Raw genomic sequence first — 15,592 nt, 5'->3', positions numbered from 1 at the left:
CCCAAGGCATGCAGTCCCCCTCCCCCCTCATCTCCACCGCTCTCGTGATCGGTGGCGGCATCTTCGGGGTCTCGACCGCCGCGCATCTCGCCCGCATGGGCGTCGCGGTGACCCTGGTCAACGACGGGCCGCTCGCGAATGGCGCCTCGGGCCGCTCGCTGGCCTGGCTGAATTCGTCCCGCCGCCGGTCGATGCCCTACCACCGGCTGCGCCAGGCCGGGATCGAGCGCTACCGCGTGCTGGCCGACCGCCATCCCGGCGCGGACTGGCTGCGGTTCTGTGGCGGCCTGACTTGGGATGCCGAGGACGACACCAACGAGATCGCCGCGGTGTTCCGCCACGAACGCGAGATCGGCTATCCGGCCGAGCTGCTGTCGGCGCCCGAGGTCGGCACGCGGATCGCGGGCGTCGAGGCGGGCACCGTGACCGGCGCCGGCGCGATCCTGAACCCGAACGAGGGCTGGGTCGACCTGCCCGCGCTGATCGGGCTGCTCGCGGCCGAGATCACCGCCGCCGGCGGCACGATCGTCACCGATGCCGGTGCGGCCGAGCCGCTGGTCGAGGCCGGGCGCTGCACCGGCGCGCGCTGTGCCGATGGCCGGCGCCTCGGCGCCGATGCGGTGCTGGTCGCGACCGGTCCCGCGGTGCCGGCGATGGCCGCGGCGCAGGGCATCCCGATCGGCGACGACAGCCCGATCGCGCTTCTGGTCGAGACCGAGCCGCTGGCGCACCCGCTGGCCACGGTGCTGAACACGCCGCGCGTCGCGATCCGCCCCACGCCGGGCGGGGCCTACTACCTCGATTCCGGCTGGTCCGAGGAAGAGGTCGTCGTGCATCCCGACGGTCGGTACGAGGCGCTGCCCTCGACCGTCGCCGGCCTGATCGACGAGGCGCGCCGGGTGATGACGGGGGCGCCCGCGCTGGCGGTCAGGGCCGTGCACATGGGGCCGAAGCCGATCCCGGGCGGCGGCGAGCCGGTCTTCGGCGCGCTGGCCGCGCTGCCCGGCTGCTTTGTCGCCTTCTCGCACAGCGGCGCGACGCTGGGGCTGATCGCGGGCGAACTTCTGGCCGAGGAGATGGCGCTTGGCCTGCGCCATCCCCTGTTCGAGCCGTTCCGGCCCGGCCGTTTCGCGGCCTGAGCGTCGTCGCTCAGGCGTGGTGGCAGGCGATGCTGCCGCCGCCGTCGCGGGCCCGCACCTCGGGCCGCGCGCCCTCGCACAGCGCCGAAGCGCGCGGGCAGCGGGTGTGGAAGGCGCAGCCGGGCGGCGGGGACAGCGGGCTCGGCGGCTCGCCCGCCGCCGGGACCCGATCGCGCTGCGGATTGGCAAGATCCGGGATCGTGCCCAGCAGCAGGCGGGTGTAGGGATGCTGCGGATCGGCGAACAGCGCCTCGGTCTCGGCCTCCTCGACGATGCGGCCAAGATACATGACCGCGATCCGGTCGGCCATGTGGCGCACCACCGACAGGTCGTGGCTGATGAACAGGTAGGTCAGCCCCAGCTCGTCCTGCAGCCACCGCATCAGGTTCAGGATCTGCGCCTGCACCGAGACGTCGAGCGCCGAGGTCGGCTCGTCGCAGACGAGGAACTCGGGTTCCGACGCCAGCGCCCGCGCGATCGAGATCCGCTGCCGCTGCCCGCCCGAGAATTCATGCGGAAAGCGCGCACCATCCTCGGGCGACAGGCCGACCGTCACCAGAAGCTCGGCCACCCGGGCCTGGATCGCGGGCTCGGAGCCTCGCAGGCGGAACGCGCGGATCGGCTCGGCGATGATCTCGCCCACGCGCCAGCGCGGGTTGAGGCTGGCATGCGGGTCCTGGAAGATCATCTGCGCGGCCAGGGGCTTGCCGTCGCGGCCGGGGCCGAAGACCACGGCGCCGCCGGTGGGCGCGTGAAGCCCGGTGACCAGCCGCGCCACGGTCGACTTGCCGCAGCCCGACTCCCCCACCAGTGCCAGCGTGCGCCCGCGTGGGACGATGAAGCTGACATCCTGCACCGCGCGCAGGATGCGCCTTGGCTTGCGCTCGATCACCCGGTTCAGCCAGGGGTCCGAGACGTCGAACTCGCGCGACAGGGCATCGACCTCGAGCGCGTTGGCGGTGTTTCTCATGCGACGTCTCCTGCTTGGGCGAGGAAGCAGGCCGCCCCCTCCGGGCCGAGGTCGGGCCGCTCGCGGCGGCAGCGCGGGCCGGCGGCGGGGCAGCGCGGGTTGAAGGCGCAGCCCTCGGGGATCGCGTGCAGCCGCGGCATCGCGCCGTCGATCTGCGCCAGCCGTTCGACCCGGGCCCCCAGCGCGGGGATCGAGCCCATCAGGCCCTGCGTGTAGGGATGGCGCGGCGCGCGCAGCACCTCGTCCACCGCGCCGATCTCGACCACGCGACCGGCGTACATGACCGCGACGCGGTCCGCCGTTTCGGCGATGACGCCCATGTCATGGGTGACCAGCATCACGCCCGCCCCCTGCTCCTTGCACAGCCGCCGCAGCAGCGCGGTGATCTGCGCCTGGATCGAGACGTCGAGCGCCGTCGTCGGCTCGTCGGCGATGATCAGCGAGGGGTTGCCCGCGAGCGCGAGCGCGATCACCACCCGCTGGCGCATCCCGCCCGAGAACTGGTGCGGGTAGTGGTCGACCCGCTCTTCGGCGCCGGGAATGCCGACCTGCTTGAGAAGCGCTATGGCGCGGGCGCGGGCGCCGCGGCGGTCGAGATCCGAATGCAGGCGGATCGTCTCGACCAGCTGCGCACCGACCGAGAACAGGGGGTTGAGCGAGGTCAGCGGGTCCTGGAAGATCGCGCCGACAGTCCGGCCGCGGATCCGGGCCATCTCGCGTTCGGTCAGGGCGTCGGTGCGCCGGCCGGCGATGCGGATCTCGCCGCCCGCGACCTTGCCCGGCGGCTCGATCAGCCCCAGCACCGCCATGCCGGTCATCGACTTGCCGGCGCCGCTTTCCCCGACCACGCCCAGGATCTCGCCGGGTTGGATCGTCAGCGAGACGGCGTCGAGCGCGGTGAGCCGGCCGCGGCGGGTGTCGAAGGTGACGGTCAGGTCGCGGACCGACAGCGCGGGCTCGATGGTCGTGGGCGCGTTCATGGCGAGGGCTCCGGGAACCGGGTGAGGGGATAGGCCGGCGGAAAGATCCGGTCGACCGGCGGATGGCCGAAGGTGCGTTCGGGATAGCAGGCGACCAGCCGGTCGAACTGCACCTGCGCCTGTGCGCGCGCGACGGGCAGGTCGATGCCGGCGACGGCGCCGTCGCGCATCGACAGCCGGCCATCGACGACGGTCGCGCGGGTGACGCGGCCCGTCGCGCCCAGCAGCAGCGTCTGCACCGGGTCGATGCGCGGCACCATGTGCGCATCGGCCATGTCGAAGACCGCGAGATCGGCCTTGGTGCCGGGCCCGAGCCGCCCCAGATCCGGGCGCTTGAGCGCATCGGCGCCGCCGATCGTCGCCGCGTCCAGGAAATCGGCCGCGCTCGCGGCATCGCCGCGGCCGCTGACGATGCGGTTCGCCATCAGCCCGGTCGCCATGTTCAGCACCATGTCGGCGGGTGCGGTGTCGGTGCCCATGCCGATGCGGACGCCGCGCGCCCTGAGGTCCGAGAACGAGCGCAAAGCCGCGCCGTGCCGCGCCGAGACCAGCGGGCAATGCGCCACCGTCACCCCGTTGGCGGCATAGGCGGCCAGGTCCTCGGCGGTCGCGACCGTGGCATGCGGCGCGATCAGCCGGTCGGACAGAAGCCCCAGCCGGTCGAGCCACAGCGGCGCCGTGGTGCCGTGCAGCCGGCGCATGGTCTGCAGCTCCATCTCGCCCTGCGCCATGTGCAGCCGGACCGGAAGATCAAGATCGCGCGCCGCGTCGAAGGTCGCGCGCAAGAGCGCCTCGGTGCAGGTCTCGACCCGGTCGGGCGCGAACATCCCCGAGATCAGCCCCCCCGCGCTGCCGTCGATCCGGGCGGCGAAGCCGGCCGCGGCCTCGAACCCGCGGATGCCGCGCGGCGCGTCGAACACGGGCTGCATCGCCCCCGACGCGTCCAGCCGCACCCCGCCCGAGCGGTAGGCGGGGCCAAGCCAGACCCTCAGGCCCATCTCGGCGGCTGCCGCGGCCGCGGCCTCGAACTCGGGCACGGTCTCGCCCCAGGCGCGGTAGAACAGCGACGCGATCGGCAGGGCCGAGGTGATGCCGTTCAGCAGGAGCTGCGCGAAGGCGAAGCGCTTCTGGAACGCAAGCTCGTCGGGCGTGTACATCTCGCGCCCGGCGTAGTCGTGCGGCCAGACCCGCCCCTTGGCCCAGCCCGGCTGGTTGTCGAGCCCGAGCACCGTGGTGTCGAGATCGGCAAGCGCGTCGAGATCGACGAAGCCCGGCGTGACCAGCGCGCAGCCCATGTCGAAACGGGCCGAGACCTCGCCGGGGAAGCGGCCGCCCGCGTGGATCACCCGGTCGCGCTCGATCACCAGCTCGCCGCCCTGCAGAAGCTGCCGGCCGCCGGGCAGGTCGGCAACGATCCAGTCCGCGGCCAGCGCCCAGCGGCCCGGCGGACGCTGCCCGAGGGCAAGGTCCTGCCAGCGCATCATGGCACCGCCGTCAGCGTCGCGCCGTCGCGGGCGGTGACGCGGCCCGCGGCCACCACCAGCTTGCGCGGCGCGCGGATCGAGATCGCTTCGGCCAGGGTCTCGCCCTCGACCAGCACGACGTCGCCGCGCCCGCCGGGCACCAGCGCGTGGCCCGCCACGTCGATCGCCGCCGCGCCGGCGGTGGTGCAGATGTCGAGCGCGAGCGCCAGTTCGTCGTCGCGGCGCAGGTTGTTGCGCATGCCGACGAACATCGCGCGCTCCAGCATGTCGCCGTCGCCATAGGGCCCCCAGGTGTCGCGGAAGCCGTCGTTGCCCGCGCCCATCCGCACGCCCGCACCCGTCACCCGCTTGACCATCGGCACGTCGCGCGAGGCCGGCGCGGTGGTCAGGATCGGGATGTCGAGCTCGGCGCAGGTGTCAATCAGGCCCTGCGTGCGCTGCCAGTCGCCGAAGCCCAGGCAGAAGGCATGGCTGACCGCGACCCGCCCCTGCATCCCCAGCGCGCGCGTGCGCTCGAAGATCATCTCCATCGAGAAGGCGCCAAGCTCTCCGGGTTCGTGCAGGTGGATGTCGATGCGCCGCCCGTGCTTCTGCGACAGCCCGAAGATGCAGTCGAGATGGCCCTTCGGGTCCTTCTCCATCGCGCAGGGGTCGATGCCGCCGATCAGCTCGGCCCCCATCGCGAGCGCCTCGTCCAGCAGCTCGGCCGTGCCGGGCCGGCCCATCTGGCCAGACTGCGGGAAGGCCACGATCTCGATCTCGACCTGTCCCGCCAGCGCCTCGCGCGTGCGCATCACCCCCTCGACCGCCAACAGGCCCTGGTCGGTGTCGACATCGACATGGGTGCGGATCAGCGTCGTGCCGAAGGCCATCGACTGCAGCACCTGGCGCATCGACTGGACGTGCGGATCAAGGCCATAGGCCTTCTTCACCGCCCGTTCGTTGTCGATCTTGTCGATCAGCCGGGGGCCGACCGCGTTGACATACCAGGGCCAGCCCAGCAGCGACTTGTCGACATGGGTATGCGCATCGACAAGTCCGGGGATCGCGATGCGCCCGCCCGCGTCCTCGACCGCGACGCCGGGCGCCGACAGGTCGGGGCCGATCGCCGCGATCCGGCCATCGCGGATCAGGATGTCGGCGGTCTCGCCCGCCATCGGGCGGCAGGTCTTGATCAGCAGGTCCATGGCGGGTCCTTCAGCGCAGTTTCGGATTGAGGGCGTCGCGCAGCCAGTCGCCCAGCAGGTTGATCGCGACGACAAGCAGGCAGAGCTGGGCGGCGGGGAACAGCACGATCCACCACGAGCCCGAGAACAGGTACTGGTTGCCGATCCGGATCAGCGTCCCGAGCGAGGGCTGTTCCGGCGGCATGCCGACGCCGAGGAACGACAGCGTCGCCTCGATCAGGATGCCGAGGCCGAAGTTCAGCGTGGCGGCGACCAGAAGCGGCGTGGTGCAGTTGGGCAGGATGTGGCGCAGCATGATCTTCGCGCTCGAGACGCGGATCAGCCGGGCGGCCTGCACGTATTCCTTCTTGCGCTCGACCATGGCCTGGGCGCGCACGGTGCGGGCGTACTGCACCCAGGCCGAGAGCGAGATCGCCAGCACGATCACGGCCGAGGCGCCGGCCTCGCGCCAGTCTGCGGGAAGGGCATTGCGGGCGATGGCGGACACGAGGATCGCGATCAGCATGGTCGGCATCGACAGCAGGATGTCGCCCGCCCGCATCAGCAGGCTGTCGGCCCAGCCGCCGTGATAGCCCGCGATCAGCCCCAGCGTCGCGCCGACGGCCAGCGACACCGCGACCGAGGCCACGCCGATGATGATCGAGGCGCGCGAGCCGTAGAGGATCGCCGAGAGCATGTCGCGCCCCTGCAGGTCGGTGCCGAGCAGGAAGGGCCATTGCCCGCCCTGCTCCCAGATCGGCGGCAGCTCGGCGTTCCACAGGTCGAGCGCGGCGAGGTCGTAGGGGTTCTGCGGCGTGATCCAGGGCGCGAGGAAGGCGGTCAGGACCAGCGCGGCCAGCAGCAGGGCCGCAAGGATCGCGACCGGCGCGCGGCGGAAGCTGTACCACAGGTCGCTGTCGCGCATCCGCGCGAGACGCGAGCGGCGGGTCTGGGGGGCGGCGGCGGGGCGGGTGTCGGCGAGGGTCATGGAGGGCTCCTCAGGCAGCACGCAGGCGCGGGTCGATCAGCGCGTAGGCCAGGTCGACGACCGTGTTCAGCGCCACGAAGATGAAGGAGACGATGCAGAGGTAGGCGGCCATGACGGGGATGTCGACGAAGGTGATCGCCTGCATGAACAGCATGCCCATGCCCGGCCACTGGAAGACCGTCTCGGTCACCAGCGCGAAGGCGATCAGGTTGCCGACCTGCATCGCGGTCATGGTGATCACCGGCATCAGGCAGTTCTTCAGCGCGTGGCGGAAGTGCAGCGCGCGGGCCGGCACCCCGCGGGCGCGGGCGAACCTGATGAAGTCGGCGCGCAGGATCTCGAGCATCTCGGCCCGCACCAGCCGCATCACCAGCGTGATCTGGAACAGCGACAGCGACACCGCCGGCAGCACCAGCGCCGCCCGGCCCGACGGGGTCAGGAAGCCGGTCGTCCACCAGCCCAGGGCCACCGTCTCGCCGCGCCCATAGCCCGGAAGCCAGCCGAGGCTGACCGAGAACACGAGGATCAGCAGGATGCCGACGATGAACGACGGCAGCGAGACACCGACGATCGACACGGTCTGCAGGCTTTCGGCCCACCACCGCCCGCGCCCGATCGCGGTCAGCACGCCAAGGGGAATGCCGACCACCAGCGAGATGATCGTGGCGATCAGCACCAGTTCGAACGTGGCGGGGAAGCGCTCGCCGATCAGGCCGATCACCTCCTGCTGATTACGCCACGAGATGCCGAAATCGCCCTGCACCGCGCGGGTGACGAACAGGGCGTACTGCTCGGCGAAGCTCGCGTTCAGGCCCAGCCGCTCGCGCAGCTCGTCGCGCTCCAGCTGGGTCGCGCTCTCGTTCATCATCATCTCGACCGGGTCGCCGAGAAAGCGGAACACCATGAAGGCAAGGAAGGCGACCGCCAGCATCACCAGCACCGCGTTGCCGACGCGCTTGATCAGGAAGACCAGCATCCTTTGGCCCTTTCGCACAAGGAGGGGGCGGGCGGCACCGCCGGGGCGCCGCCCGGCGGTGTCACCCGGGGGTCACTTCACCGCCAGCCACAGCCGCGGCAGGTTGTCGGCGAAGAGCGGCATCGCCTCGACCTCGGCGGTGGTGGCCCAGGTCAGCGGCTGCTGGTGCAGCGGGATCATCAGCACGTGCTCCTTGGCGATCTTCAGCGCCTCGGCCGACAGCGCCAGGCGCTTGTCGTTGTCCAGCTCGGTCGCCGAGGCCTCGGTGACGCGGTCGAACTCGGCATCCGACCAGCCGCCCCAGTTGAAGATGCCGTAGGTGCCGCCCTTGGTGTGCAGCACCTGGCTGGTCAGCGAATAGGCGTCGAGCATCGGCAGCGTCGCCCAGCCCAGCGTGTAGACATCGACCTTGCCGCCCGAGCGCTTGGGCGTCTGCACGGCGCGCGGACCCTGGTCGAGCCGCGGCTTCAGGCCGATCCGGCTCCACATCGATGCCAGGCCCTGGCAGATCTGCTCCTCGTTCACGAGGCTGTCGGCGCAGTTGAAGTCGAAGGCGAAGTCCTCGGCGCCGGCCTCCTTCAGCAGCGCCTTCGCGCCCTCGGGATCGGCCTTCATCGGTTCGTCGAGCGCGGCGTCATAGCCCGGGATCTGCGGCGCGACGAGCGTGCCCGCGGGGCGCGACTTGCCGCGCATCACCCGGTCGCGGATCAGGTCGAGGTCGATCGCCATCTGCATCGCCCGGCGCACCCGCACGTCCTGCATCAGGTTCGGGCTGCCGTCGATCAGCGCGTCGCGCTGCGAGAAGCCGATCATCACCGTGCGCAGGTCGGTGCCTTCCAGCAGCTTGACGTTCGGCGCCGCTTCGAGCCGCGGGATGTCCTGCACCGGGGCCGCGTCGGTGAAGTCGATGTCGCCCGCCAGCAGCGCCGCGACCCGGGTCGCGGGCGAGGCGATCGGCGTGAACTCGATCCGGTCGATGTTGTGCTGCGGCGTGTCCCACCAGCCGTCGAACCGGGTGAAGACCGTCGAGGCCTCGGGCGTGCGGCTTTCGACCCTGAAGGGACCGGTGCCGTTCTCGTGATAGGTCGCATAGCCCTCGACGCCCGAGCCGACATCGGTCGGCGCCTCGGCGTTGTTGGCCTTCAGCCAGCCCGCGTCGAAGACGTAGATCGTCGTCAGGTCATTGAGCAGCAGCGGATAGTTCTCGGCCACGTCGATCTCGATCGTGTGGTCGTCGATCACGCGCGAGCCCTTGTAGGACGGGATGTTGCCCTTCAGCGGCGATTTCTCGTTCGTCGCGCGCAGCAGCGAGGCCTGCACGTCTTCGGCGGTGAAGGCGGCGCCGTCGTGGAAGGTCACGCCCTCTCGCAGGTGGAACCGCCAGGTGGTGGGCGAGACGATCTCCCACGAGGTCGCCAGCGCCGGCTCGATCTTCAGCGCGCCGGAATAGCGCACCAGCCCCTCGTAGGCGTGGTTCAGCACGCCCAGCGTGAAGCTGTCGCCATAGGAATAGGGGTCGAGCGAGCCGATGTCGCGCGACGCGCCCCAGCGCAGGGTCTCGGCCTGAGCGGCGCCGGCGCCGGCGGCCACCAGGGCGGTGGCAAGCAGCAGGTTGCGTGTTGTCATGTTGGCACTTCTTCCCTGTCTTTGCATGCAATCAGTGACGACATTGCGTGCGTGATGGCGGATGATCCGTCTTTCGCTGCCGATTCTACGTTGTCCCATTGGCGATTCTTGATGCGTCAGGGCGGGTCGGCTACGAGTTGTGCGAATTTGATGCCTCATTGTGCACGCCGTTTCAAGCTTAAATTGCATACAATCTTGACGTCGGTTTGCATCTGCCCTAGAACCGACCCTGTAAACGGGGACGGACAGCGCCGATGGCCACCACCACGACACGAAGCGATGCGATCTATGCCTCTCTGCGCCGCGCGATCCTCGAGCAGGCGCTGAAGCCCGGTACCAAGCTGCCCGAGGATTCGATCGGCGAGACCTTCGGCGTCAGCCGGACGCTGGCCAAGGCCGCGCTGGTGCGGCTCGAGGGTGACGGGCTGGTCGAGATCCGCCCTAACCGCGGCGCCGCCGTCGCCATGCCTTCGTTCGCCGAGGCCGAGGACGTCTTCGCGCTGCGCCGCTGCCTGGAGCGCGAAGTGATCGAGCGTCTGTGCCGGCGGATGTCGAAGGATGCGATCGACGCGCTGCGCAGCCACGTGCGCGAGGAGGAACGCGCGGTGCGCGCGTCGTCGCCGCGCTCGATCCGGCTGGCAGGGGAATTCCACATCCTGCTCGCGGAACTCACCGGCTCGACCGAGCTGACGGGCTTCGTCAGCCGCATCGTGTCGCGGTCGTCGCTGATCCTGGCCCGCTTCGGCCGCCCGCATTCCGCCGAATGCGGGATCGAGGAGCACATCGGCCTGATCGAGGCGCTGGCGGCGCAGGACCGCGCCCGCGCGGTGCGGATCATGGATGCCCATCTGCACGCGGTCGAGGACCGCGCCAACACCGACGACAGCGGCAGGGAGCCCGACGTGGGCGCGATCCTGTCGCGCTATCTCAGCCCCACCGATTGACGCACAGACCGAACCACCGGAGGCCCGCCATGTCCGACACCCTCGACGCCGCCCCGGTCGCGGACGACGGCTTCACCCGCTTCGATTTCGCGGCGCTGTCCCCGCGCGAGCGCTACAAGCTGCTGATCGGCGCGGTCGTGCCGCGCCCGATCGCCTGGGTGACCACGATCGACGAGCGCGGCCGCGTCAATGCGGCGCCGTTCTCGTTCTTCAACGTGCTCTCGGCCGATCCGGCGATCCTGGCGCTGGGGGTCGAGAACCACGAGGACCGCCGCTTCAAGGACACCGGCGCCAACATCCGCGCGACCGGCGAGTTCACGGTCAACATCGTCGACCACGCCAACCTGCACGCGATGAACGTGACCGCGGTGGCGTTCCCGCCCGAGATCGACGAGCTGGCCGAGGCCGGGCTGACCGCCCTGCCCGGCCACGCGGTCGCCTGCCCCTACATCGCCGAGGCGCCGGTGGCGCTGGAATGCCGGCGCTACGTGACGCTGTCGATCTCGGCCTCGCGCGACATCGTGCTGGGCGAGGTGGTGGCGATGCACGTCCGCTCGTCGATCATCAACGAACGGCTTCACATCGACCCCGCCGGCCTCGATGCGCTGGGCCGGATGGGCGGGCACGGCTATGCGCGCTCGAACGAGACCTTCGACCTGCCGACGATGTCCGAGGCGCAGTATCGCGCCGGCCGCTGAGCGGGGCCGGCGCGCGCAGCCTCAGGCCCCGGCCGTCAGCATCTCGTTGAACGGGAACAGCGCCGGCGTGCCGCCGCAGTGCACGAACAGCACGTCGGCCCCCGGCTCGATCGCGCCGCGCTCGGCCAGCCCGATGATCCCGGCCATGCCCTTGCCGGTATAGACCGGGTCCAGCAGCACGCCCTCGCTGCGGCCCGCGCGCAGGATCGCGGCATTGCCGGCCTCGGACGGGATCGAATATCCCGGCCCGATGTAGTCGGTCTCGATGCGGATGTCGCCGGCCGCGAACCGGGTCCCGAGCCCCAGCAGCGCCGCCGCGTCATTGGCCATGACCGCGATCCGCTCGGAGAACGGCACCGCCGAGCCGGTCACCGCAATCCCGACGACCCGCGTCGACGGCCACCAGACCGAGCAGCCGACGACCATGCCCGCCAGCGTCCCGCCAGAGCCGACCGGGGCGCAGATGTAATCGGGTGCCGGCCGACCCATCGCCTCGTATTGCTGCGACAGCTCGCGGATCGCGTTGACATAGCCCATCGCCCCCAGCGCGCTCGCGCCCCCGAGCGGGATGATATAGGCCTTCTCGCCCCGGGCCTCGGCCTCGGCGGCGCGCTTCTGCATCTGCGGGTTCACCTGCTCGAAATACGCGTCGGGATCGAGGAAATCGACCTCGGCGCCCAGGATGTGGTCCAGCAGCAGATTGCCCTGCCAGGACGCCGGGCGGTTGCCGCGCAGCACCAGGATCGGCTTCATCCCGAACTTGCGCGCCGCGGCTGCCGTCATCCGCGCATGGTTCGACTGGTGCCCCCCGGTGGTGATCACCACCTTCACCCCCTGCGCCACCGCGTCGGCCATCAGGAACTCGAGCTTGCGCACCTTGTTGCCGCCGCCGCCGAAGCCGGTGAAGTCGTCGCGCTTCACCGACAGCGAGATCCCCAGCTCGGCCCCCAGCGTCGTCAGATCTTCGACCGGGGTCGGCAGAAAGCCCAAGCGCAGCCGGGGCAGGTCGTCGAGTATCATGCTCGGTCCTTTCCTGTTGGATCGACCGGCGGGCGGAACCCGGAGATTCCCCTTGCAACCGCGGGTCTGTCGGCGCACGATATATGATATATCTTTCGCGACAACCCCCCGTGGCCCCCTTCCCCCGCGCGCCCCCCTGCGGCACAACGGACCGGCCGGGCGCCGCCGGGACTGAACGAGATCCGCCCATGACCGACCCCGTCTTCTCCGTCTCCGGCCTCGAGGTGTCGTTCCGCGGCCGCGAGGGCTGGAAGAGCGTGGTCCACGACATGGCCTTCGACATCGCCGCGGGCGAGACGCTGGCGCTGGTGGGCGAGAGCGGATCGGGCAAGAGCGTGACCTCGCTGGCGGCAATGCGGCTTCTCGACCCCGAGACCAGCCGCATCCGCGGCCAGGTGCGGCTGGACGGGCGCGACCTGCTGACGCTGCCCGAGGCGCAGATGCGCGCCGTGCGCGGCAACGACATGGCGATGATCTTCCAGGAGCCGATGACCTCGCTGAACCCGTCGATGAAGATCGGCGAGCAGATCGCCGAGGTCCTGGTGGCACACCGCGGCCTTGGCCATGCCGCGGCGCTGGCCGAGACCGAGCGCCTGCTGGAACGGGTGCGGATCCCGGCCGCGCGGCAGCGGATGGGGGAATATCCGCACCAGTCCTCGGGCGGGATGCGGCAGCGGTTCATGATCGCGATGGCGCTCGCCTGCCGCCCGAAGCTGCTGATCGCCGACGAGCCGACGACGGCGCTCGACGTCACGATCCAGGCGCAGATCCTCGAGCTGATCAAGGTGCTGCAGGAAGAGGAGCGCATGGCGGTCCTGTTCATCACCCATGACATGGGCGTGGTGGCCGAGGTCGCCGACCGCACCATCGTGATGTACCGCGGCCGCGCGGTCGAGCAGGGCGAGACCGGCGCGCTGTTCGCCGCCCCGCGCGAGGCCTACACCCGGGCGCTGCTGTCGGCGGTGCCGCGGCTGGGCTCGATGACCGGCAGCGCCGTGCCGGCGCGCTTCCCGCTGGTCTCGCCCGAGACCGGCGCCGCGGTGCCGGCGCGGCCGGTCGCCACCACGGTCGACCCCGAGGCGGCGCCGCTGCTGTCGGTGCGGGGGCTCACCACCCGCTACCCGGTGTCCGGCAGCGGGCTTCTGGGACGCGGCGGCGGGCGCGTGCACGCGGTCGAGGGCATCGACTTCGACATCCGGCCCGGCGAGACGCTGGCACTGGTGGGCGAGTCGGGCTGCGGCAAATCCTCGGCCGGGCGGTCGATCCTGGGGCTGACGGCCTCCGAGTCGGGCTCGATCCGGCTCGAGGGGACCGAGCTGCACGGCCTGTCGCGCCGGGCGATGCGGCCCCATCGCCGGCGGATGCAGATGATCTTCCAGGACCCGTTCGCCAGCCTCGATCCGCGCTGCCGGATCGGCGAGGCGATCGCCGAGCCGATGCTGGCGCATGGCCTGGCCACCCGCCCCGAGGCCGAGGCCAGGGTCGCCGACCTGCTGGTGAAGGTCGGCCTCGCACCCGAGATGGCGCGCCGTTTCCCGCAGGAATTCTCGGGCGGCCAGCGTCAGCGCCTGTGCATCGCCCGCGCGCTGGGCATGACGCCCGCGCTGATCGTCGCCGACGAGGCCGTCTCGGCGCTCGACGTGTCGATCAAGGCGCAGGTGATCAACCTGATGCTGGACCTGCAGGAGGAGATGGGCCTGTCCTACCTGTTCATCAGCCACGACATGGCGGTGGTCGAACGGATGAGCCACCGCGTCGCGGTGATGTACCTGGGCGAGATCGTCGAGATCGGGCCGCGTGCCGCGATCTTCGAGAACGCCCGGCATCCCTACACCCGGCGCCTGCTGTCGGCGGTGCCGGTGCCCGATCCGTCGCGCCGCGGGCTGCGCCGGGGCCTCGACGTGCGCGAGCTGAAAAGCCCGGTGCGGCCGCTCGGCTACCAGCCGCCGCACCGCGCGTGGCACGAGGTCTCGCCCGGCCACCGGGTGCAGGTGCCCGGGCCGGAATGGGCCGAGGAGATGCGGATGATGGGCATGGAGGCCGTGGCATGACCGGGATCGACCGACCGGTGGCGATGATCTCGGGCGCGAGCCGCGGCATCGGTGCCGCGATCGCGCGGGACCTGCACGACGCGGGCTGGGCGCTCAGCCTCGGGATGCGCGACCCGGGGCAAAGCCCGCTGCCGGCGGGCGAGCGGGTGCTGGTCTGCCCGTTCGACGCGACCGACCCCGCGACCGAGACCGCCTGGGCCGCCACGACGGCCGCGACTTTCGGGCGGCTCGACGGGCTGGTGCTGAATGCGGGCGTGCTGTCGCAGGTTTCGGCGCTGCAGGCGAGCGGCGCGGAATTCGACCGCGTCTTCGACATCAACGTGAAGTCGCCGATGCGGCTGGCGCAGGCCGCCTGGCCCGCGCTGGCGGGCGGGGACGAGGGGCCGGGCCGCGTGGTGACCATCGCCTCGCTCTCGGGCAAGCGGGTGAAATCGGCGGGCGCGGGGCTTTACGCGATGTCGAAATTCGCGGTCGTCGGCCTGTCGCACGCCCTGCGCCAGGCAGGCCGCGAGAGCGGCGTGCGCGCGACCGCGATCTGCCCGAGCTTCGTTTCGACCGAGATGGGCCGCACCGCCTCGGGGACCGACGGCGCCGACAAGACCCGGCCCGAGGACATCGCCCGCATCACCCGGCTGGTGCTGGAGCTGCCGCCCTCGGCCAGCATCGCCGAGATCCCGGTGCACTGGGATGTCGAGGACTGCTTCTGACCGGTCAGGCCGCGGGTCCGGTCTCGATCGGCAGGTCGGTCTCGGCCGCCCATTCGTGCCAGGACCCGACGAAGATCCGCACGTCGGCGAACCCGGCCTGCCGCAGGCCGTAAAGGGCGGTGGCCGCGCGCGCGCCGCGGTGGCAATAGGTCGCGACGGGCCGCGACGGGTCAAGCCCGAGGGCCAGCGCGCGGTCCCGGATCTCGGCCGCCGGGCGATAGCGCCCGGCCTCGATCATGTCCTCGTAGAACATCAGGGTCGCGCCCGGCACCCGGCCGCCACGGGCGCAGCAGTCGTGGCGGAAGCTGCCGTCGAACTCGGTCGGGCGGCGCACGTCCAGGATCTGCATGCCCGGCGCCGGGTGCAGCATCGCCGCGCGGGTCGCGGCCAGGTCGGCCCGCCAGCCCGCGGGGGCCGGGCCGTCGGCATGGGTGATCTCGACCGCCGCCCCCTGCCCCGGCGCCATCGCTCCGCCCGCCGCCCGCCAGGCCGCGATGCCGCCGTCGAGGATCAGACCGCCGCCCAGGCCCAGCAGCTCCTGGAACCACAGCCCGCGGGGCGAGCGCATCCCCGTCTCCTCCTCGAACCAGACGATGGTCGCGGCGCGGTCGAGCCCGGCCTCGGCGAAGGCGCGGGCGGCGCCGGCGGCCATGCCCTCGTATCCCGCATCGGTGCTTTCGGGCACGAAGTAGTCGTAGACGTTGACGAAGATCGCACCCGGCAGGCTTTCGCGCCGCCACTCGGCGCGGGTGCGGGTGTCGACCAGGACAAGGCCCGGCTCGCCGCTCCGGGCCAGAAGGTCGGTCGCAGAGATCGTCACGGTCATGGCAGGTCCTTTCGGCG

The 15,592-nt window shown here is 71.4% G+C and carries 14 protein-coding genes; 5 read left to right on the top strand and 9 right to left on the bottom strand.

The features are described 5' to 3' along the window. Nucleotides 1–8: 8 nt before the first annotated feature. On the top strand, nucleotides 9–1,139 hold the full coding sequence (locus tag V8J39_RS16410; RefSeq protein ID WP_336462024.1) for an NAD(P)/FAD-dependent oxidoreductase: 1,131 nt from the start codon (nucleotides 9–11) through the stop codon (nucleotides 1,137–1,139). Nucleotides 1,140–1,149: 10 nt separating this feature from the next. On the opposite strand, the gene V8J39_RS16405 is transcribed toward V8J39_RS16410, so the two are convergent. The 7 genes from V8J39_RS16405 to V8J39_RS16375 form a co-directional block, all read right to left on the bottom strand. Continuing rightward, nucleotides 1,150–2,109 (bottom strand): ABC transporter ATP-binding protein, encoded by a 960-nt coding sequence (locus tag V8J39_RS16405; RefSeq protein WP_336462023.1) that lies wholly within the window; start codon nucleotides 2,107–2,109, stop codon nucleotides 1,150–1,152. Beyond that, nucleotides 2,106–3,089, bottom strand: coding sequence for an ABC transporter ATP-binding protein (locus tag V8J39_RS16400; RefSeq protein WP_336462022.1), 984 nt, complete (start codon nucleotides 3,087–3,089; stop codon nucleotides 2,106–2,108). Before V8J39_RS16400 ends, V8J39_RS16405 begins: the two co-directional genes overlap by 4 nt. Beyond that, nucleotides 3,086–4,573, bottom strand: coding sequence for a chlorohydrolase family protein (locus V8J39_RS16395; RefSeq protein WP_336462021.1), 1,488 nt, complete (start codon nucleotides 4,571–4,573; stop codon nucleotides 3,086–3,088). Before V8J39_RS16395 ends, V8J39_RS16400 begins: the two co-directional genes overlap by 4 nt. Continuing rightward, nucleotides 4,570–5,760 (bottom strand): amidohydrolase family protein, encoded by a 1,191-nt coding sequence (locus V8J39_RS16390; RefSeq protein ID WP_336462020.1) that lies wholly within the window; start codon nucleotides 5,758–5,760, stop codon nucleotides 4,570–4,572. The genes V8J39_RS16395 and V8J39_RS16390 overlap by 4 nt, the downstream gene beginning before the upstream one ends. A 10-nt stretch (nucleotides 5,761–5,770) precedes the next feature. Beyond that, a complete protein-coding gene (locus tag V8J39_RS16385; protein ID WP_336462019.1) occupies nucleotides 5,771–6,727 on the bottom strand; it encodes an ABC transporter permease in 957 nt (318 codons plus the stop codon). 10 nt (nucleotides 6,728–6,737) lie between these two features. After that, entirely contained in the window at nucleotides 6,738–7,703 is a 966-nt protein-coding gene (locus V8J39_RS16380) for an ABC transporter permease (protein WP_336462018.1), read from the bottom strand. A gap of 72 nt (nucleotides 7,704–7,775) precedes the next feature. Then, nucleotides 7,776–9,329 (bottom strand): ABC transporter substrate-binding protein, encoded by a 1,554-nt coding sequence (locus tag V8J39_RS16375; RefSeq protein WP_336462017.1) that lies wholly within the window; start codon nucleotides 9,327–9,329, stop codon nucleotides 7,776–7,778. Nucleotides 9,330–9,583: 254 nt separating this feature from the next. On the opposite strand from V8J39_RS16375, the gene V8J39_RS16370 reads away from it, so the two are divergent. Then, nucleotides 9,584–10,273 (top strand): GntR family transcriptional regulator, encoded by a 690-nt coding sequence (locus V8J39_RS16370; protein WP_336462016.1) that lies wholly within the window; start codon nucleotides 9,584–9,586, stop codon nucleotides 10,271–10,273. Between the two features lie 29 nt (nucleotides 10,274–10,302). After that, nucleotides 10,303–10,971, top strand: coding sequence for a flavin reductase family protein (locus tag V8J39_RS16365; RefSeq protein ID WP_336462015.1), 669 nt, complete (start codon nucleotides 10,303–10,305; stop codon nucleotides 10,969–10,971). Nucleotides 10,972–10,992: 21 nt separating this feature from the next. On the opposite strand, the gene V8J39_RS16360 is transcribed toward V8J39_RS16365, so the two are convergent. Next, the gene (locus tag V8J39_RS16360) at nucleotides 10,993–11,991 is read right to left on the bottom strand and encodes a 1-aminocyclopropane-1-carboxylate deaminase/D-cysteine desulfhydrase (RefSeq protein ID WP_336462014.1); all 999 of its coding nucleotides are present in this window, start codon (nucleotides 11,989–11,991) and stop codon (nucleotides 10,993–10,995) included. A 188-nt stretch (nucleotides 11,992–12,179) separates the two neighbouring features. Here V8J39_RS16360 and V8J39_RS16355 point away from each other — a divergent pair, with 188 nt between their 5' ends. Both V8J39_RS16355 and V8J39_RS16350 read left to right on the top strand, forming a co-directional pair. Continuing rightward, nucleotides 12,180–14,042 carry an ABC transporter ATP-binding protein gene (locus V8J39_RS16355; RefSeq protein WP_336462013.1) on the top strand — a complete coding sequence of 621 codons (1,863 nt, stop codon included), beginning with the start codon at nucleotides 12,180–12,182 and terminating at the stop codon, nucleotides 14,040–14,042. Further along, complete coding sequence (locus V8J39_RS16350; RefSeq protein ID WP_336462012.1) at nucleotides 14,039–14,749, top strand: SDR family NAD(P)-dependent oxidoreductase; 711 nt, start codon at nucleotides 14,039–14,041, stop codon at nucleotides 14,747–14,749. The genes V8J39_RS16355 and V8J39_RS16350 overlap by 4 nt, the downstream gene beginning before the upstream one ends. A 4-nt stretch (nucleotides 14,750–14,753) precedes the next feature. Here the strand turns inward: V8J39_RS16350 and V8J39_RS16345 are convergent, their stop codons facing one another. Continuing rightward, the gene (locus tag V8J39_RS16345) at nucleotides 14,754–15,575 is read right to left on the bottom strand and encodes a sulfurtransferase (protein WP_336462011.1); all 822 of its coding nucleotides are present in this window, start codon (nucleotides 15,573–15,575) and stop codon (nucleotides 14,754–14,756) included. Nucleotides 15,576–15,592: the final 17 nt, after the last annotated feature.

Source organism: Frigidibacter sp. MR17.24 (assembly GCF_037095655.1).
Taxonomy (GTDB): Bacteria; Pseudomonadota; Alphaproteobacteria; order Rhodobacterales; family Rhodobacteraceae; genus Frigidibacter.
The sequence above is the reverse complement of the archived record's forward strand: the minus strand, read 5'-3'. Positions and strand labels throughout refer to the sequence as shown.